We start from the raw sequence: 20,631 nt of genomic DNA, 5'->3' as shown, positions 1-20,631 counted from the left end.
TGACCTTGATACGGGAGTCATTATGAAGATAGGAGTCATAGATACAGATGCACAATTAAATCATGATTTTTTTAAGGATAAAAAGATAGAAGTAAGAAGAATAAGACCGGGTATAAAAATAATATCTGAAGAAAACTATCCATTCACTCATGCAGAGTATGTTTGTGCCGCTATCTTAGCCGAAAATCCGTTAGCAGAAATAATTCTATATAATATTATAGGAAATGAAAATCAAAAAAATGGAATACTTATGGCTGATAGCATCAATGCGCTGGTGGATGAGGGGGTCGGCATCATAAATATAAGTTTAGGTATAGAAGAGTTATATTCGGATTATTTTTATAAAATATGTGAGGAGGCTAAGAGTAAGGGAGTATTATTAGTAGCAGCACATAGTAATGAGAACTATGTTGCATACCCTGCAAGCTTTGATAATGTTATTGGAGTAGATAATAATTTTGGAAAAGAAGTAAATAAATTCTTTAGATACGACACAAAAAATAACAATATTAGTTTTGCCTTTGATAGTATGGTTTCATATTATCAATTAAATCAAAAATACTTAATGGGTGGAAATAGTTTTTTAGCAGCAAGGATTACGGGAATGTTAAGTGTTTATTATGAAGAAATAAGAAATAGTACTGTATTAGAGTATATTAAAAAAGTGGAGAAAAACAGAGTTAATAGCATACCTGATTTTGTAGATTACAAAAATAATTATGTTATTTGCATGAGTAACCGTCCAAAAGATTTGTTGCAAAGAAGGTTTGCAAAAGAATGCTTTTTATGTAGTGATATAGTAGTGTTTAATGAGGTAGAGAGCTTTTTGCATACAAAAAGCAAAATTTCTTTAGAAAATGGAACGTTTTTAATTGATATAGATAACTATGGCTATTATACAAATAATAAAAAAGAATTAGACAGAATTATAATAAACACAGGAATTCTCTTTAGAAAGATATATACAAGGTATCCTATCTATTCAATAGAGGAGAGAATGAGTTTACAAAAAGAGTATGGTTTGCTGATTGAGCAACCTTATTTGTAAAACAAGGGGAGGATTACAATGTATACGTTATCATTGGAAGTTGTAAATCAATGTAATTTAAACTGTAAATATTGTTATCTTGGTGAAAAGAAAAACAGAAAAATGCCAAAGGATACCGCTAAAAGTGCAATGGATCTTTCTATTCATGAAGCAAGAAAGCAGAGGGATAAAACCTTAGTGATCTATTTTATTGGCGGGGAACCAATGTTGGCATTTGAATTAATAGAGTTTTGTGTTGATTATGCCTCTAAGAAAGGTTTAGAAAGCGGATTAAGCATATTATTCAGTACCACAACCAATGGGACATTACTAGATCAGGAAAAAGTCAGATTTTTAATTCAGCATAATTTTGATTTAAAAGTTAGTATTGATGGTACAGAAGAGGTACATAACCTAAATAGAGAATACTATCATCATAAGGGAAGTTATAAAGATATTATTTCAAAATTACCCTTAATATGGGAATATGAGAAAAAAACAGAGAAGATATGTCATGTGGCAAATGTAATAACAACAAATAATTGCAATTCATTATATGAGAATATGTTACATTTAACAGATTTGGGATTCAAAATTGTGGAAAGTACAATTAATATATATTCTACTTGGTCAGAAGAGGACTTTAATAGGTTATGCGTACAGATGGAAAAAGCTTTTGTCTTTTATAGTAACATTCGAAGGCATGGTAAAAATATATATTGGAAGTATTTTGAGGACCGTATCAGTAATTTATTCACATTATCACATTTTTTTGGCTGTAAGGCAGGACTCATTTCAATTTATGTCACGGTAGATGGAATTATATACCCTTGTACAGAAATTGATGAGATGGTAAAAGTAGGCGATGTATCGGAAGGGTTGGATGTTGATAAAATACGAAGCTTTGTTAAGTTAAATTGTAGTACAAATGAAAGTTGTATAAAATGTTCAGAGTTTACACATTGCAGGGTATGTGGTTGTATTATGAATAACTATGAGGTGCATAGAGATTTTTATAAACCAATAACAATCAACTGTAATATGACGAAGTTTATATTTAATTTACTAAGAAGCAACCTAAGTTCGACACAACAGGAAGCATTCAAACAGTATTATCAGAAAAGGAGTATTGGACATGTCTAAATTAAAGGATATCCATACGGTAGAATTGGGAAAACGTACTATACTTATAGACTCGGTGGAGGAAATCTGCATTTCTGTGAATACGGAATACTATAAAGAGTGTGAAGTGGAAAATTCATATAGTATTATTAATAGAATTTTGAAAGAACAAAGTGAGTTAAAAAGAAAACGGGTAGCTCAAGTAAATACTGTCTATCTATTTATTACAAACAATTGTAATTTGTCATGTACATTCTGCTCAATGCGATCGAATAAGAAAGAAGAAATAAATTCTTTTGAGTTAACAGTCGATACCCTTATGAATAATATAGTTCCAATGATAAATGAAATCAAGCCAAGAAGAATAATCATAAGTGGGGGAGAACCCTTTATACATAATGAAATAGCAGAGTTAATAGACTGCATATATACTAAAACAGAAGCGCAGGTGATTGTTCAGAGTAATGGGTTACTATTAAATGATACTATCATAAATCGAATAGCAGGAAGAGTAAATCGGGTAGAAATAAGTACAGCACATTTTTCTAATTGTACTGAAAATTTAATTACGTTCATTCAAAGAATGAACGTAATTAAGACAGAGGTAACGTTATCATTTGTTTATAACAATAATGATTCAGCAATGTATCAGATTCTTGATATCGCTGCAAATCAAAATACAGATTTTATTTTTAATTTTGTTTCATCAACTGGGAGTGCCTTAGACGATAATATAAAGATAATGAGTTCGGAAGAAAAATTGCAGGTATATTTATGTATTGCAAAATATATCATTGCAAAAAAATATACATGCACTAAATTAGCGCAGATTTTTTTTAGAAATATTCAGGTACAAAAGCAGTGCAGTGCCCTTGGAAGAGCACTAGTTATTTTTCCGGATGGGAATATATACATTTGTCATTCATTAGCAAATAGAGAATTTCGCGTTGGTGATATAAATACAGATTCTACAAAAATGATACTAAAAAAATGGAATGAATTAATCAAACAAATGGATGTTAAGAAGTTGTTTCATGTTGAATTAAAAGAATACTGCGAAGATTGTAAGTTTAAATATTTGTGTGGCGGAGGTTGCGGAGCGGAGCAGTTTAATCATGTAAAAATAGATTGTATGCTTCAGAAAGTTATAATAACGTATAACTTATTAATTTATAATTCAAAATGCAGTAATTTACAAAATATAAATTCGTTTGTTAAATTTTGCGAGGAAAAGCAGTATCTGAAATACATAGTTTAGTGTAATTATTGAAAAAATAACTTACTAAGGAGGAATTAATAATTGCTATAGAACTATCTTCGGATATTTTTAATAGTGAAGATATCTGATTTTAGTTTTATATAGAAAATAAAACGAAGGGAGGAGTACGAAATGAATGAAAACAACAAAACCACAACAGAACTTCAGGAAGCAGAAGTTAACGTTTATACATACGGTTGTGGAGATCCTAAATATGGTTGTATGGTTGATTGTATTAATTTAACTCCATGGATTACAACAGAAAAATAAGTACGTAGGATATGATTAGAATGAGGAGTCATTCCAGGGAATCAATTTTAAAGTAATTATGTGCAATAGGAGTTTTCACCTTAGCATAAAGAAGGAGGATTGTAACATGAATGATGAGATTGTAAAAGAAAGAAAAGAGCTTGAGGAAGCAGAAGTGAATATATATGGCTGGAGTGAAATCTGTGGCACCATAAAGGTTCATTGTATGTATGACTGCTGGGGTGATACTGCCTGGCTAAGTACAGATAACTAATACTTGTAAAAGATTTAGTAAAAATAGCCGCTTGAAACTTGCGTATGCAAAGGATTAGAGCGGCTACTTTTAATGAATTAATCAATCATCTTAATCCGTTGAACTAACGGCTTCTTTCTTAGTATATTCATAGCAATATATGAGAATAAAAATTGAATCAGCAGTAGGAATGTAAAGTATAATGCTAATTCCAATACAGGAAAATGATAAGTTAGCTTACCGTAAATCCCAACTTGATTAAAGACAGAACATAGAAGATAACCACATATACTTCCTATCGTTAAGGTCAGGAACAATGTTCCTAGTATATATAACAAACACTCGGATTGGATAACATGTGAAAGCTGTTTATTACTCAATCCTATTGATTGTAACATACCAAACTCCTGTTGTCTGGAAATTAAGTTTGTCATTAATGTATTTATCAAATTAATTAATCCAAACACCGAAATAAATATGATTAGTCCATAAAGGGGCATTTTGTAATTGTCTAATAGATTTTGTAAGGAATTTTGAACGTCATTAATGGAAGTTACTTCTAAACCTATATTTTGGGAAGCAAGATTAAATATCTGCTTTTCTACAGGTTTAAGCTTTATATTATCCGCACGTACAAAAAAATGCGTATTAAAGTTGGATACATTACTTTTTAACTTGGGGACTAAGTCATCAGGGACGAAGTAAAAAGCCATATCAATACCAATATTCAAATTCTTCATTATACCCATTACCTTAAACTTTTTATAGGTACCCTCATCTGTTTCTATGGATATTATATCATCAAGCTTTGCAGTGTAGCCATAGAGTTGATTAATAAGTCCTCCCGGATCAGCAACTAAAATTCCGTTATTTTTTATTAGTTCGTCATAATCGGCTGTACCTTCTAATAAATTGGCTTTGTATTCATTAAGCTGCTGTTGTGTTAATCCTATTACGCGGACTTGACTTTTTTCACCATTTGGGTAGATAAGTTCAGACTTACATCCCACAAATTTTTCTATATGATTTACACCCTCAATGGCCAACAAGGCATCTTCTAAATCTTTATTGAGTGGATTCATACTCTGCAATTGCGTATAATTTTCTATAAATGAATCAGTGACAGCTGTTGGATTCAGCGTAATATTAAAATCTCCACGGGGCATTGCTTGCTTTGCCATCTCAGTTGTATCAATAGAATTCAAATAAGCAGAAGCACACATTAATAGTATACCGGAAAAACCAAGAGATAGTAATGTTAATGTTGTCTTTTTTTTGTTTCTCACAAAATTCATTTGCGCTAGTCGAATGGGGGTAATAGGATGATGTAACTTTTTTGAGTACTCACCCTTCACTAAGCCAGTATAAGGTGTAATACGTATTGCTTCTATAGGTGAAACAGAGGCGGCTATCTTTACCGGTGTATGTATTGCGATATAAATTGTGATTTCTGTTACTACAGTAATTAGTAAGATACTTATTATCGTTGTGGGCAAATGCCAGCCTTTTGGAACTAACAAATAACTAATGATACATCCAACTATTAATCCAACGGGAATAGCAATAGAGGCTAGTTTAATTCCTTCTTTTCGTACCATTCTTTTGATTTGTTTTTTGGTCGTTCCGATTATTCTAAGTCGTCCATATGCTTGAGCTTTCCCTATTACTGAAATATAGAATAAGCTATAAATTACTAATGAACAGGCAACTACAATCATAATGCTTGCTATGACTATAGCGGCTATCTCCAAGGTAGAACTTTCTTTTGCAAGGTCAAAATATGTGGAGCTATATACAAATTCCTTTTCAGATATATTAAACTCTTTTGCAAAATTCTTAATTTCTGTCCTTAAATAATCGGTTGGTATATTTTGAGTATCTTTGAATCGCACTAAGGTGTCATATAAAGGCATTCCGTTTGTGATGGCTTCCACAAGCGCTTCAGAGGGAATCACTTGATAGCTTCTGCTGTCATTTTTTCCTTTAAGTATACCGCATACTGTGTATGTTGTCTCATTATTATCTCCTAAGTCCAATTTAATTTGTTGATTGAGTGTGGGTGTAAGACCAATATGCTCTAAATAAGATTGTTCTACTATGATTTCATTTGACTTTTCTGGCATGTGTCCGATTAATTTTGGTGAACTGAGCAGAAGAAGTGCAGCACTATCTTTAAAAACAATATTTAACGTATAATCATCCACTCGTTGTGTTGTTATATCAAGCTTCCTGCCTATTTTTTCAACTGAATTATGCATTTCCATAGAATTAATGGTTGCATTATTTAATTTTATGAAAGATGCTTGATATCTGCCTTGTAAAAATAATTTATTTTCGCGAGAACGACCTAGGTTACTAAGAGCCAAAACCAGCATTAGGCAAGTTGCGAATGCAATGGTGAGAATGACAAACAAATTACGTCTTTTATCCGCTTTAATACTACTATTTGATAACTGTTTTATAATTTTAGTATTTTTATTTTGGAACATTACATCACCGCCTGTCTATAATCTGTCCGTCTTCAATTCGGACGATTCGGTCTGCAAGTTGTGCAATTTCATTATTATGAGTAATCATGACAATGGTTTGCTGGTATTTTTTACTACTCATTTGAAGTAATCCAATTACATCTGCACTTGTTTTACTATCCAGATTACCCGTTGGTTCATCTGCTAAAATAATAGCCGGTTTGGTAACCAACGCTCTGGCAATAGCTACACGTTGTTGTTGTCCACCAGAGAGATTGTTTGGCATGCTTTGCAATTTTTCTCTTAATGACAGCATGTTAATAATCTCATCCAAAAAAGCTGTGTCTACGATTTCACCATCTAAGTCAACTGGAAGGACAATATTTTCATAGACATTTAGGATTGGAACAAGGTTATAATTTTGAAATATAAAGCCTATATTTCGGCGACGAAAAATAGTAGCCTGTTCATCATTCAATTTAGTTAAGTCGTTGTTTTTAACGAGTACAGTACCAGATGTCGGGGTGTCCAATCCACCAATCATATGTAACAATGTGGATTTTCCGCTTCCAGAAGTACCGACCACAGCAACAAATTCTCCTTTTTCAACAGAAAAGCTTATACCATCTAGTGCCTTTGTTATATTCGATCCCTGACTGTAATATTTTTTTAATTCATTAGTCTGTAAAATATTCATTTAACCCTTTCCTCTCTATAAGATAATACTATTATAAATGCCAAATGTTACAGAAATGTCCTAACAGAAAACAAATTCATTCCTTTGTTATAAAAAAAGTAACTTAAAATAAAGAAGGAAAATATGGAAAAATATTGAAAAATTTTCAAACAAGTAGTATACTAATATTTGAAAATTAAATAATCAAGTAATTCATTTTTATAGGTTTTATAAAACCTAAATATCTAATTGAAGGGAGTTATTATGAAGAAGGGATTAAAAAAATTAATTTGCTATGTGTGTATGCTGTTGATGATTAGCAGCAGTGTTACCGTATTTGCCTCAATTGAGGAGAAGGAGTTAAATGGATTACCAGAGAAGGTAATCGCTATTGCCAATGGATCAGATGAAATCTATGAATTGGATGCACCAATACTGCGCGAAGCAATTGATGAAAGCAGTAGTGTATTGGATGGAATATCAGTTCAATTTGTAAGTGGTGGTAATGACCACACGCATCAATATATTGTGGCATCGGCGTTAACAATATTATATCGAGATCAGGGAAATAGTGTAATGAACAGTGAAGCAAATGCTCTTGAAATGATGGCGAACACAGATTGGCCAGACAAGTTAGGAAATGAAACTGACTATGGAACATTTGCGGGACATTTCTATAATCCGAAGACAGGAGTAAATTGGTTAGGTCAATCGTCTCCAACAGCAAAAACTAGAGCAGTAGAATATTTTAATCGTGCGGTAGCAAGCTATAATGCTGGGAATGTTACAGAAGCATTCAAATACATTGGACGTGGAACGCATTATGTATCAGATGTGAATGTACCTCATCATGCCTCAAACCTAACTGCATTAAATAGCAACCATTCAGAATTTGAAAAATATGTTGATGTAAACAGAACGTCTTTTTATATAAATGGAAATACTCTTGCCAATGGTATATATCAAACAGCAGTAAATAGTTCAGTTGGTGATTTAATACATGGAGCGGCACTGAAAAGTTATGCGTTAGTTGAACAAGCACAACAAAAGGATACATATGAGTCAGCCGCAAGGCAATCGGTTCAGAATGCCATTACTACAGTGGCTCAGTATCTCTATAAATTTGGAAAAACTGTTGGGATTTACTAATATAATAGTTAATGAGGCAATATTCCTAAGTATATAGTTAAAAGGAAGGAGGGAGTTCACACCTCCTTCTTTTTTGTCAAGTGAAGTTCCCTTTAATGATGTTATATATTTAGAAGAATCTTTACTGTTTTAAATTAATTTCTTGCTAAAACATTGCTAATATATGGAACTTGGTATAAAATTTATTAAAAGTATTTTGCCAAAATGAAAGAAAATAATATGTAATTTCTTGTTTAATTATGATTAGTATTTTGTATTTTAACAGGAGAGAGGTATGAAACAGATGACAGAGAAAATATTAATTGTAGAAGATGACCTATTATTGAGCAGGAATCTATCTTACTGTCTAACCCATAAGGGATATTTGGTAGAATCAGCTTCTTCAGCTGTTACCGCACAAAAGCTTATTAAAGATGAGGAATATAAGTTGATTATTCTTGATATAAATTTACCTGATGGTAATGGGTTTGATTTATGTGAGAAAATAAAGAAGAGTTCTACAAATACAGCCATATTTTTCTTAACAGCAAATGATATGGAAAGTGATATGATAAAGGGATTTGAATTAGGAGCAGATGATTATGTGACAAAACCGTTTCCAATTCGGGTATTACAAAAGAAAATTGATGTTTTATTTCGTCGAATGATTAGACAAGCTTGGGATGATTGTTATGATGATGACAATCTGTTAATTAATTTTTCTAAGCTCACTTCCTTTATAAATGGACAACTAATAGAATTTACGCCAATGGAATATCGCACTTTGAAAATATTTACAGCAAATCCTAAAAATGTTTTGACTAGACAAACCTTGTTGGAGAAACTGTGGGATGTCGATGAAAATTTTGTTGATGAACATACTCTAACCACAATGATATGCCGAATTCGTAATAAAATAGAAAATAATAGATATAAGTATATTAAAACAGTATATAGTATGGGATATATGTGGATGGGGGAAGGAAAAAATTGAAGTCTAAAGAGGTGTCAATCAGAAATATTTACATTTTTATGGGCATTTGTGTATTTATCATAGACACTATATTTCTTCTTTGTATATTTTTATTTACAGGTAATATAATAGTATCATTAATAATTGCTATGTTTTTTTTAATTAACTTAGCCTGGGTTGTTTGTTTTTTTATCTTATTACATAGAAAGCTCGTACAATTTACAGACGATATTTGTCATAGTATGGATTTAATGATACGTGGAGAAGAACAGCCTAAATCTGCACTATACGAAGAAACATTGTTGGCAAGAATTAACCATCGACTGATTCGGTTATATGAGATTAGTAATGAAAATCGTTCTATTATTAGTAATGAAAAAAACATTTTACAAGAATTGATTTCTGATATTTCACACCAGACTAAAACACCTATAGCAAATCTGAAATTGATGTATTCAATTATGTTAGAAGGGGATTTGTCCAAAGAAAAAAGAATAGAATTATTGAGGTCAATGGCAGGACAACTTGATAAGCTTGATTTTTTAATGCAAGCCATGATAAAGACTTCGAGGCTGGAGGCAGGGGTAATTGTATTAGAGAAAAAGAAATATTCCATATATGAGACATTGGCAGATGCGCTGGGAGCTATCGTTATGCAGGCAGAAAAAAAGTGTATAACAGTTACAGTAGATTGTGATTCAAATTTAATGGTACCCCATGATACTAAGTGGACAGCAGAAGCCCTGTTCAATATTCTTGATAATGCAGTAAAATATACACCTATAGGTGGAAGAGTAGATGTAAGCGTAACCAGGTGGGAAATGTATACAAAAATAGATATAGTGGATAATGGAAAGGGAGTTTCAGAGCCTCATCAAGCAGAAATATTTAAACGTTTTTATAGAGAAGAAGAAGTACATGAAGTTCCTGGTATAGGTATTGGGTTATACATAGTACGCAAGATTATTACACTACAAGGCGGCTATATAAAAATAGCATCCGAAGTTGGTAAAGGAACAAAATTTTCCGTATATCTATCTAATGAACAAGTTTAAAACTATTAAAGGTCATTACAATTTTTAATTCGCCAATCGTTCTTAGAGGACTGTTGCAAGCATTTTCTATTTACAGAATTGCGACAGTCCCTTTTCCAGTACTTACAACGAGTCATGTTGTTCCCACGTAAAATCATAGAACTCAGCCCATACATTGCATATAGGAGCGGTTTTAATGACAGTAATTATTTCTCAAGGCAATTTCAAAAACATATGGGTTATTCTCCAAGGCAGTATCGTAATGGGAAAAGATGAATTCATTCTTTCCTATCTGTATATGTTCATATATTGAATAAAAACGTACATGCTTTACGATTGAAACTGTAGAAAAAGGATGGTATTATTTCATATAGTATATCTCTTAGATATAAGTAAAACCAAAAGGAAGTAGTGTAATTGATTGATATTTCATAATAGGAGGGTTATTAACTCGTATGCTCAAATAACTTGCATGAAAGGAGGAATACAAGTGAAGAAAATAGCCTGGGGCATCATAGGACTTGGTAAAATTGCTGATAAATTTGCTCAAACGTGTGTGCAATGGTTGAAGTTGAACTTAGAGGTGCAGCTTCAAGAAGCAAGGAAAAGTCGGAGAAATTTGGTAATATGTATGGGCTTCATGCAGATATATGAATGTTTAAAACGTACGGATTCATTTGCAGAAATAATATTAGAGTCAATAAACTGACCGTAGGTTTTATGGTTAGTTTATTGACTTACTTTTGGAATGAAATGTTATGAAACAATACTTTTTTAGCTGAACCGGAATGAATGATTGAAAATTTAATAGTAAATATTGTGCAAAAAAGGTTTCATATTGAGAAAAATTATTGACAAATCGGTGTATTGAATAAGTATATCCTTAATGATAAAATTTGTGCTATAGAAATTACAGGTTTTCTATAAGCAAGTACTCTATTAGACAGAGACGTCATTACTGAAAAGTAATGGCGTTTTTTTGTTTATATAAGAGTGCAAGGGCAAGCTTATTACAACCTTGTTACTTGCAGGTGGAATAACAATTAACTAAGCTGTGAGCACATTTTAAAGGAGGAATTATTTATGAGGCAGGTTGCTATTTATGGTAAAGGCGGTATCGGTAAATCTACTACTACCCAAAATTTAACCGCAGGTTTGGGTGAAATGGGAAAACAGATTATGATTGTAGGCTGTGACCCAAAAGCAGATTCAACCAGACTTGTACTTGGTGGTCTGGCACAGAAGACGGTACTGGATACGCTCCGTGAGGAAGGTGAAGATATTGATCTTGATTTTATCTTAAAAGAAGGCTTTGCAAAAATCAGATGCGTAGAATCCGGTGGTCCAGAACCTGGAGTTGGATGTGCGGGGCGAGGCATTATTACATCTATTAATTTGTTAGAGCAACTTGGAGCTTATACGGAAGATTTGGATTATGTATTTTATGATGTACTTGGCGATGTTGTATGCGGCGGATTTGCAATGCCTATCCGCGAAGGAAAAGCACAGGAAATTTATATTGTAGCATCCGGAGAAATGATGGCATTATATGCGGCTAATAACATCTCAAAAGGTATTCAAAAGTATGCTAATACCGGAGGTGTAAGACTTGGTGGTATCATCTGTAATTCCAGAAAGGTTGATGGTGAAGCCGAACTGGTTTCTGCATTTGCGAAAGAACTTGGTTCTCAAATGATTCATTTTGTACCGAGAGATAATATGGTTCAAAGAGCAGAAATTAATAAGAAGACAGTGATTGACTTTGACCCGACGGTGAATCAGGCAGATGAGTACAGAGCTTTGGCAACTAAGATTGATGGTAATGATATGTTTGTAATTCCTAAGCCTATGAAGCAAGATAGGTTAGAAGAACTGTTAATGGAACACGGATTAATGGATATTTAAAATCACATTACTGGAGGTGTATTTATGTTATTAGTAAGAGCAATTATCAGACCCGAAAAAGTCGGAACAGTTTTATCAGAATTATTATCTGCCGGATATCCTGCTGTAACCAAAATGGATGTATATGGCCGTGGTAAGCAAAAGGGGGTAAAGGTCGGTGAAATCTTCTATGATGAAATCCCAAAAGAAATGTTATTAATTGTTGTGGAAGACACTGAAAAAGACGATGTTGTAAAGATTATCATGAAATATGCCAGAACCGGCGAAAGCGGACACTTTGGTGACGGAAGAATTTTTGTAAGTCCTGTAGAAGAAGCATATACCATCAGTACAAAGAAAAAAGGATTATAGGATGGAGATTTGCTCCATTTGGGCAGTATCAAAGACTGGTCGGCCTTATGAAGGGCCTGTGGTTAAAGTTGCAAGTAGTGGAAAGGGGATGGTTAATTATATGAAGGAAGTTATGGCAATTGTCAGACAGAATAAGGTCAATGTGACAAAAGAAGCTTTAGCGCTAGCCGGCATACCGGCTTTTACCTGTAGGAAGGTACTTGGACGAGGGAAAAAGTTAATTGATATGACCTTGTTGAGAAACATTGTTGAATCCGGAGAAATACCAGTTGATACCTCCGGTGAATATTTATCTGAAACGACACGTTTGATACCCAAAAGAGTTTTTACCATTGTTGTAGAAGACCATGATATAGAAAAGGTAGTAAATGCTATAATGGAAGTTAACTCCACTGAAAACCCTGGAGATGGAAAAATATTCATTCTTCCGATTAACGAAAATTACCAGGTACGTAACGGAGAGGCAAGTTTAGATGCATATTAATATTAGGAGGTGACAACATGAGCGTGTTAGAGAATGTATTAGACCAGTATAGTTCCAGAGTTTATAAAAATCGTAAAGAGCATATGGTTGATGTAAACAATAATGAAAACAATAATCAGATAGCCGCCAATGTACGTACAATTCCGGGAATAATTACGCAGCGAGGATGTTGTTATGCAGGTTGTAAAGGTGTTGTATTAGGGCCTATCAAGGATGCATTGCAGATAGTACATGGACCTATCGGCTGTTCCTACTATGCATGGGGAACCAGAAGGCACAAAGGCAAAACAGAAGAAGGTGTTGATAATTACTTACAATACAGCTTTTCAACAGATATGCAGGAACCAGACATTGTTTTTGGAGGCGAGAAAAAACTAAAAAAAGCCATTGCAGAAGCAGTTGATTTATTTCATCCTTCCACAATCTTTATCTGTTCTACTTGTCCGGTGGGATTAATCGGTGATGATATACATGCAGTAGCAAAAGCAGCAGAAAAAGAATACGGTATTAAATGCATTGCCTATAGTTGTGAGGGGTATAAAGGTGTAAGCCAGTCAGCAGGGCATCATATAGCGAATAACCAGATTATGAGATATGTAATTGGTGAAGGAGACAGAGAAATTAAAAGTAAATTTGCCGTGAACATATTAGGTGAATACAACATAGGTGGTGATGGCTGGGAGACTGAACGTATCTTAAAACGAATCGGTTATGAAGTCGTATCAACGTTTACCGGTGACAGTAGTATTGAAGATTTAAAAAACGCACATAAAGCAAACCTAAGCCTGGTGCAGTGTCACCGTTCTATAAACTATATAGCAGAAATGATTGAAGAAAGATATGGAATCCCCTGGATGAAGGTTAACTTTATTGGTGTGCAGGGAACCATTGAAACTCTTCGCAATATTGCAAAATACTTCAACGATGAAGAACTTACTGCAAAAACTGAAGTTGTAATTGCAGATGAAATAGGATTAATTGCAGATGACATGGCTTATTACAAGAGTAAGCTGAAAGGAAAAACGGCTGCTATTTATGTAGGCGGCTCCAGAGCACACCATTATCAGTTCCTGCTTCACGATTTAGGTGTTAGTACAATCTTAGCAGGCTATGAATTTGGTCATAGGGATGAGTATGAAGGCCGTGAGGTACTTCCCTTTATTAAGCCCGATGCAGACAGCAAAAATATAGAATCTATTACTGTAGAACCTGATAAGGAAAAGTATCATTTATATCTACCGGAAGAAGAAATAAATAAATTAAAAGAAGAAAAACTAATTGACTACTATGGCGGTATGATTAAAGATATGGCCAATGGCACTTATATGGTGGATGACTTGAATCATTTTGAAACAGAAGAATTTTTAAAACGGTTGAAACCAGATATCTTCTTCTCCGGTATAAAGGATAAGTTTGTGGCACAAAAAAGTGGTATTTTATCCAGACAGTTACACTCTTATGATTACAGTGGACCGTACTCTGGATTTAGAGGTGCCGTTAACTTTGCAAGGGATGTAACAATGGGCATTTACACTCCGGCCTGGAGTTTTGTAAAGGCTCCTTGGAAGAACACACCCGTCTTAGAAGGAACTTTGGGAGGTGAATAAGAATGCTAGATTATACAAAAAAAGAAAAATATGATAGAACTGCCCTGAGAGTAAATCCTGCAAAAACCTGCCAGCCGGTTGGTGCAATGTATGCAGCGTTAGGTGTTCATGAATGTATGCCTCATAGTCATGGTTCTCAAGGGTGCTGTGCTTTTCACAGAATGTTTTTAACCAGACACTTTAAAGATCCGGCAATGGCTTCCACAAGTTCCTTTACAGAAGGTGCCTCTGTATTTGGCGGGGGCAGTAATTTAAAGACAGCAGCAAAGAATATATTTGATATCTATAATCCTAAAATCATAGCTGTCCATACAACTTGTTTATCAGAAACCATAGGTGATGATCTAAATGCTTTTATTCAGGATATTGATATTCCGGAAGGAAAATATATGGTACACACTAATACACCAAGTTATAAAGGTTCACATATCACCGGTTTTAGTAATATGGTTGCCAGTTTTATCAGTTATTTATCCGTATCCTCTGGTAATAAGAACGGTAAAGCAGTGTTAATGCCAGGTTTTGTTAACCCAGGGGACATGAGAGAATTAAAGCGTCTGGCAACCGCCTTAGGGGTTTCCTATACCATGCTTCCGGATACCAGCGGTGTATTGGATAGCCCTATGACCGGTAAATTCGAAATGTACCCAAAAGGAGGTACAACAGTAGAAGAGATTATTGCTCTTGGTAATTCTGAATTGACTCTGGCATTTGGTAAATTTGCAAGTGAAGCAGGAGCAGAGACATTAAAGAAAAAATGTGGTGTTCCATATAATTTATTACCTATACCAATTGGTATATCCAGAACAGACGAATACATTATAGCGTTGCAAGCATTTTCAAAAACAGAGGTGCCCTATGATATTGAAGAAGAACGTGGGCAATTAGTAGATATTTTAATTGATATACATCCCTATACTTATAATAAAAAAGTTGCCATATTTGGTGATCCCGACACGGTTCTTGGAATTACAGAGTTCGTATTGGAGATGGGCATGATACCAAAATATGTTTTGACCGGTACCCCGGGGGATGCTTTTGTAAGTGCTGCTGAGGCGTTATTTACGAAGTTTGGAGTAGATGGCTGTATAGCCAAAGCCGGTGGTGATTTATATGAGTTGCATCAATGGATTAAGGAAGATGGCATAGATTTAATTATTGGCGGAACCCATGGCAAGCATATAGCCAGAGCAGAAGATATTCCTTTTATCAGAGCGGGCTTTCCTATTATTGACCGTTATATTCATTCTTATATGCCATTAGTAGGCTATAAAGGCGGTATGAGACTTGCAGAGATGATTACCAATGCGTTGATGGACAGACAGGACAGGGATGCTTTAGAAGAAGATTTTGAAATGGTAATGTAAAGAAACCCAATAATACAGTAATACATAATTCTCGCAAGGTGGCAAAGCAGCCGTTTTGCGGGAATTTATATTATAAAGATTGGTTCTCTAACTCTATACAGGGAGTTTCGCAATCTAAGTAATTAACGGTCGAAAGGAAGTGCAGCGTATGGAAAATGCAAGAGTTTTAGAGGAAAGAAAAGAGTTCATTTTACACAAAAGTGATGGCGGGTGCGGCGGAAACGGCATGAAATGTGACGCAAACAGTGTCTCCGGTGCTGTCAGTCAAAGGGCTTGTGTATATTGCGGTGCCCGTGTAGTTCTTAATCCTATAACGGATGCTTTTCATATTGTGCATGGGCCCATCGGTTGTGCTAGTTATACATGGGATATCAGAGGAAGTTTATCCAGTGGTGAAGATTTATACCGAAACAGTTTTTCCACTGACTTACGGGAATCAGATATAATCTTTGGCGGAGAAAAAAAGCTTGCGGCGGCAATTGAGGAAATAGCAGAAAAATATCACCCTAAGTTAATTTTCGTTTATGCGACTTGTATTGTGGGTGTGATTGGAGATGATGTAAATGCAGTCTGTAAAGGTATGTCTGAAAAATATAATATGAGAGTTATTCCTGTTAAATCCCCCGGATTTTCCGGAAATAAATCGGTAGGCTATAAAATGGCCTGTAATGCTATAATGGAGTTGATATCAAAACATAATCAACCTAAGCAGGAGGGGGTCAATATCTTGGGAGATTTTAATTTGGCAGGTGAGCTGTGGATTATTGAGGATTATCTTGCAAAGCTTGGAATTCAGGTGGTCTCGACCTTTACTGGAGATTCCAGTTATGAGAGCTTACTTAAGTCGCCAGGTGCCAGGTTAAATATTGTTCAATGTGCTGGCTCCAGTACCTATCTGGCAAACCGAATGGAAGAAGAAATGGGAATTCCTTATATTAAAGTAAGCTTCTTTGGCATTGAGGATACTACGAACTCCCTTATTCGGATTGCAGAAGCACTAAACAATACGGAAGCAAAAGAAAAAGCACTTGCCTTTACAAAGAAGGAGACAGAAAAGCTACAGGAGTTCTTAGCTAAATATAGAAAGAATCTTGAAGGAAAGAAAGCGGCTATTTATGTCGGCGGAGGCTTTAAGGCTATTTCTTTGATTCGTCAATTTCAGTTAATGGGAATGGAGACAGTAGTAGTCGGAACACAGACTGGTAAAAAGGATGATTATGAAATCATTGAAAGCTTGGTTGGCAGTAATACAGTTATACTAGATGATACCAATCCGGCAGAACTTGAAAAGTTTATGAAGGCAAAGAATGCAGACATATTGGTAGGAGGCGTGAAGGAAAGACCTTTAGCCTATAAGCTGGGGATTGCTTTTTGTGACCATAACCATGAAAGAAAGCATCCTTTATGCGGGTTTGACGGAGTTGTGAATTTTATAAAGGAAATTAATAGGAGTATCAATAATCCGGTGTGGAAATATATGAAGGTGGAAGGTTGAAAGAAAATTCAATAAAGAAAGGAATGCCACGCAGTGATTCTTTCAACTATTTTTATTTGTGGCAATACCGCTGTAAGGTCTGCGGTATGCAATGGGTGTAAATTATGAGAGGAACGTTAGTAAATCTGAATGTGAATCCCTGTAAGATGTGTATGCCAATGGGAGCGGTTACCGCTTTTTATGGCATAAAGAAATGTATGTCCATTCTTCATGGTTCCCAAGGCTGCAGCACCTATATCAGACGCCATATGGCAACGCATTACAACGAACCGGTTGATATTGCTTCTTCATCCTTAACGGAGGAGGGTACTGTTTATGGTGGAGAGCAAAATCTGATGAAGGGTTTGAAAAACCTGATAGCCATATACGAACCGGAAGTTATAGCAGTTGAGACCACTTGCCTGGCGGAAACCATTGGTGAGGATATAGAGCGAATTATTGATAAATTCTATGAGGAGAATACGGCATATCAGGGAATTGAAATCATTCCTGTACCTTCCGCAGGTTATGCGGGGACACAATTTGAAGGTTATATGAAAGCACTGTACCAGCTGGTTAAAAAGGTTACCGTGCCAACAAATAAACATGAAAAAATTAATGTAGTTACTAGTCTTTTATCACCGGCGGATACCAGATACTTAAAAGAACTTTTAGACAGCTTTTCTCTTGATTACATATTGCTCCCCGATTTATCAGACAATTTGGACGGAGTATACAAGCCACAATATGAAAAACTCCCTTCAAAAGGTACGGATATTAAAGAAGTTAAAATAATGTCTGGTTCCAGATTCACCATTGAATTATCAAGCTTTACGAATTCTAATCCTTCTGTAGCAGAATATCTTTATGATACTTATGGTGTACCTTATAAAAAATGTAATCTCCCGGTATCATTAAGGGATAATGATTCCTTGCTAAAGCTATTAGCTGCTTTATCCGGCATGCCAATACCAGATAAGTTAAAAGAAGACAAAGGGCGTTTTTTGGATGCCATGGTGGATGCCCATAAATACAATGGAGAAGCAAGGGTTGCGGTATATGGTGAACCTGACTTTGTATATAGTACGGTTCGATTATGCGTGGAGAATGGTATCATGCCCATACTGGCAGCAACCGGGTCAAAATGCGGAAGTTTTAAAGAAATGCTAAAAGTAGAAATACAGGAGGTTGCAGATAGCTATTTTATTGAAGAATATAGAATTCTTAATGATGTGGATTTTCAGACAATTGAAGAATATTCCAGGGAATTGGAAGTGAATGTATTAATCGGAAATTCTGACGGAAGGCGTATCTCCGAAAAACTAAACATTGGTCTTGTGCGCCGTAGCTTTCCGATTCATGACAGAGTAGGTGGCCAAAGGTTGCGTACGATTGGCTATTCGGGGGCATTAAGCTTTTTAGATGATATCTCCAATGTAATCCTTTCTAAGAAAGAAACTAGCTTTCGGGAAACCTTGTATGAAAAGTATTATAAAGGACGAATGGATAAAAAAGATACCAAAAGCAGTGTTTTAAACAGAAAAGGAGCGGATCAAAGTATGGTTATAGAAGTAAGTGAAGCAGAAAAAACAATAGCAGAAAAAACAGCCACTCATCCGTGTTTTAACTGCGGAGCGAACGATTATGCCAGAATGCATCTGCCCATTGCACCAAAATGCAATATTAGCTGTAATTATTGTGTCAGAAAATATGACTGCCCCAATGAAAGCCGCCCGGGTGTTACAACCCAGGTGCTAAATCCCAAAGAAGCATTTATAAAATATAAGGAGGTTAAGAAAAGGGTTCCGAACTTATCGGTTATTGGCATAGCAGGACCCGGTGATGCTCTTGCTAATTTTGATGAAGTTAAGGAAACACTTCAATTAATCAGAGAGCAGGATAAGAATGTAACCTTTTGTCTATCCACGAACGGGCTTATGCTCCCTCAGTATGCTACTGACTTAGTAGAACTTGGTGTATCCCATGTTACTATAACCATGAATGCAGTAGACCCGGTTATTGGAGGGAAAATATATAAATATGTTAACTTTATGGGTGTAAATTATTTTGGTGAAGCTGCTGCCGCCATATTACTGTCAAATCAACTGACAGGTATTAAAATGCTGGCATTAAAAGGAATCGTCTGTAAGGTTAATATTGTTATGATAAAAGGGATAAATGATACCCATATTCCTGAGGTGGTAAAAAAAGTAAAAGAACTGGGAGGTTCTATTACCAATATAATGCAGTTAATACCGGTAAAGGACAGCGTATTCGAAGACCTTCCTCTGGTTAGTAACCAGGAAATCATGGCAATGCGTAAGCGGTGCGGTGAAACTATGAAACAGATGTATCATTGCAAACAATGTCGAGCAGATGCCATTGGTACTCTTGGTAATGATGTCTCCTTCGAATTTAATGCCTGTCATAAGACAGAAGGGATAAATCAAAGTGGGGCTAGTTCTGAGAATAAAGAGAACAATTTTCAAGTGGCTGTAGCAACTAAGAGCGGTATGCTTGTTGACCAGCATTTTGGCCAGGTCTCCGAGTTTTATGTGTATGAATACTTAAACGGCGCTGCCATTTTCAAAGAAAGACGAAGCATTGAAAAGTATTGTACTGGTGAAGAGGAATGTGATGCAAAAGAAGATAAAATTACAACAATTATGAAAGTAATCGGAGACTGCGATGCTGTGATTGCTATGAGAATTGGAGAAGCCCCTAAGACAAAGCTAATGAATAAGGGAATTCAGGTATTTATAACCTACGATAGAATTGAAGATTCTGTGAAAAAAGCGGCATCGCAATTATCTAAGTTCCGGTTGCAAAAACATTAGACAAATTCAAAATGTCTCTCAGTTCCTAAATTATAAATAATAAAGGAGTATAAGCATATGGTGAATCCAAAATATCATATATTTATCTGTACCAGTTGTAGAGTAAACGGAGTTCAAAAAGGCTTTTGTTTTTCCAAGGATTCTGTAGATATTGTACAAAAATTTATGGAAGAAGTAGATGACAGAGGGCTTTCAGGTGATGTTATGATTACCAACACAGGATGCTTTGGTATTTGCGACAAAGGACCAATAGCTGTAATATATCCGGAAGGAATATGGTATGGTAATCTGTCAGAAGATGATGTTGAAAAAATTATAGAGCAGCACATTGAAGGTGGAGAGCCGGTAAAAGATTTAATGATATGACATAAAATGGAAAAAAGCTGCATACTTAATAAAACTATGGTATTATAAACAA

Annotated in this window: 20 protein-coding genes; 18 read left to right on the top strand and 2 right to left on the bottom strand. The window is 35.0% G+C overall.

Annotated elements, in window-relative coordinates; all coding sequences use genetic code 11:
* Positions 1–22 precede the first annotated feature (22 nt).
* From acsn021_RS11880 to acsn021_RS11860, 5 genes are all read left to right on the top strand, one after another.
* Positions 23–1,048: a S8 family serine peptidase gene (locus tag acsn021_RS11880; protein WP_184089099.1), complete on the top strand. Its 1,026-nt coding sequence runs from the start codon at positions 23–25 to the stop codon at positions 1,046–1,048.
* Positions 1,049–1,066: 18 nt separating this feature from the next.
* Positions 1,067–2,170, top strand: a complete 1,104-nt coding sequence (locus tag acsn021_RS11875) for a radical SAM protein (protein WP_184089102.1) — start codon at positions 1,067–1,069, stop codon at positions 2,168–2,170.
* Positions 2,163–3,407, top strand: coding sequence for a radical SAM/SPASM domain-containing protein (locus acsn021_RS11870; RefSeq protein WP_184089105.1), 1,245 nt, complete (start codon positions 2,163–2,165; stop codon positions 3,405–3,407). Before acsn021_RS11875 ends, acsn021_RS11870 begins: the two co-directional genes overlap by 8 nt.
* A 132-nt stretch (positions 3,408–3,539) precedes the next feature.
* The gene (locus acsn021_RS11865) at positions 3,540–3,677 is read left to right on the top strand and encodes a hypothetical protein (protein ID WP_184089108.1); all 138 of its coding nucleotides are present in this window, start codon (positions 3,540–3,542) and stop codon (positions 3,675–3,677) included.
* 106 nt (positions 3,678–3,783) lie between these two features.
* Positions 3,784–3,930, top strand: a complete 147-nt coding sequence (locus tag acsn021_RS11860; protein WP_184089111.1) for a hypothetical protein — start codon at positions 3,784–3,786, stop codon at positions 3,928–3,930.
* Positions 3,931–4,007: 77 nt separating this feature from the next.
* Here the strand turns inward: acsn021_RS11860 and acsn021_RS11855 are convergent, their stop codons facing one another.
* Complete coding sequence (locus acsn021_RS11855; RefSeq protein WP_184089114.1) at positions 4,008–6,398, bottom strand: ABC transporter permease; 2,391 nt, start codon at positions 6,396–6,398, stop codon at positions 4,008–4,010.
* A gap of 4 nt (positions 6,399–6,402) precedes the next feature.
* The gene (locus acsn021_RS11850; protein ID WP_184089117.1) at positions 6,403–7,074 is read right to left on the bottom strand and encodes an ABC transporter ATP-binding protein; all 672 of its coding nucleotides are present in this window, start codon (positions 7,072–7,074) and stop codon (positions 6,403–6,405) included.
* 243 nt (positions 7,075–7,317) lie between these two features.
* Here acsn021_RS11850 and acsn021_RS11845 point away from each other — a divergent pair, with 243 nt between their 5' ends.
* From acsn021_RS11845 to acsn021_RS11785, 13 genes are all read left to right on the top strand, one after another.
* Positions 7,318–8,202, top strand: a complete 885-nt coding sequence (locus tag acsn021_RS11845) for a zinc dependent phospholipase C family protein (RefSeq protein WP_184089120.1) — start codon at positions 7,318–7,320, stop codon at positions 8,200–8,202.
* A 274-nt stretch (positions 8,203–8,476) separates the two neighbouring features.
* Entirely contained in the window at positions 8,477–9,175 is a 699-nt protein-coding gene (locus acsn021_RS11840) for a response regulator transcription factor (protein ID WP_184089123.1), read from the top strand.
* A gap of 221 nt (positions 9,176–9,396) precedes the next feature.
* Positions 9,397–10,209: a sensor histidine kinase gene (locus acsn021_RS11835; protein WP_330601691.1), complete on the top strand. Its 813-nt coding sequence runs from the start codon at positions 9,397–9,399 to the stop codon at positions 10,207–10,209.
* A gap of 114 nt (positions 10,210–10,323) precedes the next feature.
* Positions 10,324–10,464 carry an AraC family transcriptional regulator gene (locus acsn021_RS23160; protein WP_184089126.1) on the top strand — a complete coding sequence of 47 codons (141 nt, stop codon included), beginning with the start codon at positions 10,324–10,326 and terminating at the stop codon, positions 10,462–10,464.
* 214 nt (positions 10,465–10,678) lie between these two features.
* Positions 10,679–10,897 (top strand): hypothetical protein, encoded by a 219-nt coding sequence (locus acsn021_RS11825; RefSeq protein WP_184089129.1) that lies wholly within the window; start codon positions 10,679–10,681, stop codon positions 10,895–10,897.
* A 374-nt stretch (positions 10,898–11,271) separates the two neighbouring features.
* The gene (gene nifH / locus acsn021_RS11820; RefSeq protein ID WP_184089132.1) at positions 11,272–12,093 is read left to right on the top strand and encodes a nitrogenase iron protein; all 822 of its coding nucleotides are present in this window, start codon (positions 11,272–11,274) and stop codon (positions 12,091–12,093) included.
* A 24-nt stretch (positions 12,094–12,117) separates the two neighbouring features.
* On the top strand, positions 12,118–12,444 hold the full coding sequence (locus acsn021_RS11815) for a P-II family nitrogen regulator (protein ID WP_184089135.1): 327 nt from the start codon (positions 12,118–12,120) through the stop codon (positions 12,442–12,444).
* A gap of 100 nt (positions 12,445–12,544) precedes the next feature.
* Positions 12,545–12,928 carry a P-II family nitrogen regulator gene (locus tag acsn021_RS11810; RefSeq protein ID WP_184090056.1) on the top strand — a complete coding sequence of 128 codons (384 nt, stop codon included), beginning with the start codon at positions 12,545–12,547 and terminating at the stop codon, positions 12,926–12,928.
* A 17-nt stretch (positions 12,929–12,945) separates the two neighbouring features.
* Positions 12,946–14,535 (top strand): nitrogenase molybdenum-iron protein alpha chain, encoded by a 1,590-nt coding sequence (gene nifD, locus acsn021_RS11805; protein WP_184089138.1) that lies wholly within the window; start codon positions 12,946–12,948, stop codon positions 14,533–14,535.
* 2 nt (positions 14,536–14,537) lie between these two features.
* Complete coding sequence (locus acsn021_RS11800) at positions 14,538–15,902, top strand: nitrogenase component 1 (protein WP_184089141.1); 1,365 nt, start codon at positions 14,538–14,540, stop codon at positions 15,900–15,902.
* A gap of 148 nt (positions 15,903–16,050) precedes the next feature.
* A complete protein-coding gene (nifE, locus tag acsn021_RS11795) occupies positions 16,051–17,397 on the top strand; it encodes a nitrogenase iron-molybdenum cofactor biosynthesis protein NifE (RefSeq protein WP_184089143.1) in 1,347 nt (448 codons plus the stop codon).
* A gap of 104 nt (positions 17,398–17,501) precedes the next feature.
* Positions 17,502–20,213 (top strand): nitrogenase cofactor biosynthesis protein NifB, encoded by a 2,712-nt coding sequence (gene nifB / locus acsn021_RS11790; RefSeq protein ID WP_184089148.1) that lies wholly within the window; start codon positions 17,502–17,504, stop codon positions 20,211–20,213.
* A gap of 57 nt (positions 20,214–20,270) precedes the next feature.
* Complete coding sequence (locus tag acsn021_RS11785; protein WP_184089151.1) at positions 20,271–20,579, top strand: 2Fe-2S ferredoxin; 309 nt, start codon at positions 20,271–20,273, stop codon at positions 20,577–20,579.
* The last annotated feature ends 52 nt before the right edge of the window (positions 20,580–20,631 follow it).

It is taken from the genome of Anaerocolumna cellulosilytica (assembly GCF_014218335.1).
Lineage (GTDB): Bacteria > Bacillota > Clostridia > Lachnospirales > Lachnospiraceae > Anaerocolumna > Anaerocolumna cellulosilytica.
The sequence above is the reverse complement of the archived record's forward strand: the minus strand, read 5'-3'. Positions and strand labels throughout refer to the sequence as shown.

Coding starts and splice junctions, on each gene's coding strand:
- acsn021_RS11840 (WP_184089123.1), top strand. CDS start 8,477: ATGAAACAGATGACAGAGAAAATATTAATTGTAGAAGATGACCTATTA.
- acsn021_RS11880 (WP_184089099.1), top strand. CDS start 23: ATGAAGATAGGAGTCATAGATACAGATGCACAATTAAATCATGATTTT.
- nifD (WP_184089138.1), top strand. CDS start 12,946: ATGAGCGTGTTAGAGAATGTATTAGACCAGTATAGTTCCAGAGTTTAT.
- acsn021_RS11855 (WP_184089114.1), bottom strand. CDS start 6,398: ATGTTCCAAAATAAAAATACTAAAATTATAAAACAGTTATCAAATAGT.
- acsn021_RS11845 (WP_184089120.1), top strand. CDS start 7,318: ATGAAGAAGGGATTAAAAAAATTAATTTGCTATGTGTGTATGCTGTTG.
- acsn021_RS11800 (WP_184089141.1), top strand. CDS start 14,538: ATGCTAGATTATACAAAAAAAGAAAAATATGATAGAACTGCCCTGAGA.
- acsn021_RS11865 (WP_184089108.1), top strand. CDS start 3,540: ATGAATGAAAACAACAAAACCACAACAGAACTTCAGGAAGCAGAAGTT.
- acsn021_RS11870 (WP_184089105.1), top strand. CDS start 2,163: ATGTCTAAATTAAAGGATATCCATACGGTAGAATTGGGAAAACGTACT.
- acsn021_RS11815 (WP_184089135.1), top strand. CDS start 12,118: ATGTTATTAGTAAGAGCAATTATCAGACCCGAAAAAGTCGGAACAGTT.
- nifH (WP_184089132.1), top strand. CDS start 11,272: ATGAGGCAGGTTGCTATTTATGGTAAAGGCGGTATCGGTAAATCTACT.
- acsn021_RS11785 (WP_184089151.1), top strand. CDS start 20,271: ATGGTGAATCCAAAATATCATATATTTATCTGTACCAGTTGTAGAGTA.
- acsn021_RS11850 (WP_184089117.1), bottom strand. CDS start 7,074: ATGAATATTTTACAGACTAATGAATTAAAAAAATATTACAGTCAGGGA.
- acsn021_RS11810 (WP_184090056.1), top strand. CDS start 12,545: ATGAAGGAAGTTATGGCAATTGTCAGACAGAATAAGGTCAATGTGACA.
- acsn021_RS11835 (WP_330601691.1), top strand. CDS start 9,397: ATGGATTTAATGATACGTGGAGAAGAACAGCCTAAATCTGCACTATAC.
- acsn021_RS11860 (WP_184089111.1), top strand. CDS start 3,784: ATGAATGATGAGATTGTAAAAGAAAGAAAAGAGCTTGAGGAAGCAGAA.
- acsn021_RS11875 (WP_184089102.1), top strand. CDS start 1,067: ATGTATACGTTATCATTGGAAGTTGTAAATCAATGTAATTTAAACTGT.
- nifB (WP_184089148.1), top strand. CDS start 17,502: ATGAGAGGAACGTTAGTAAATCTGAATGTGAATCCCTGTAAGATGTGT.
- acsn021_RS23160 (WP_184089126.1), top strand. CDS start 10,324: ATGTTGTTCCCACGTAAAATCATAGAACTCAGCCCATACATTGCATAT.
- nifE (WP_184089143.1), top strand. CDS start 16,051: ATGGAAAATGCAAGAGTTTTAGAGGAAAGAAAAGAGTTCATTTTACAC.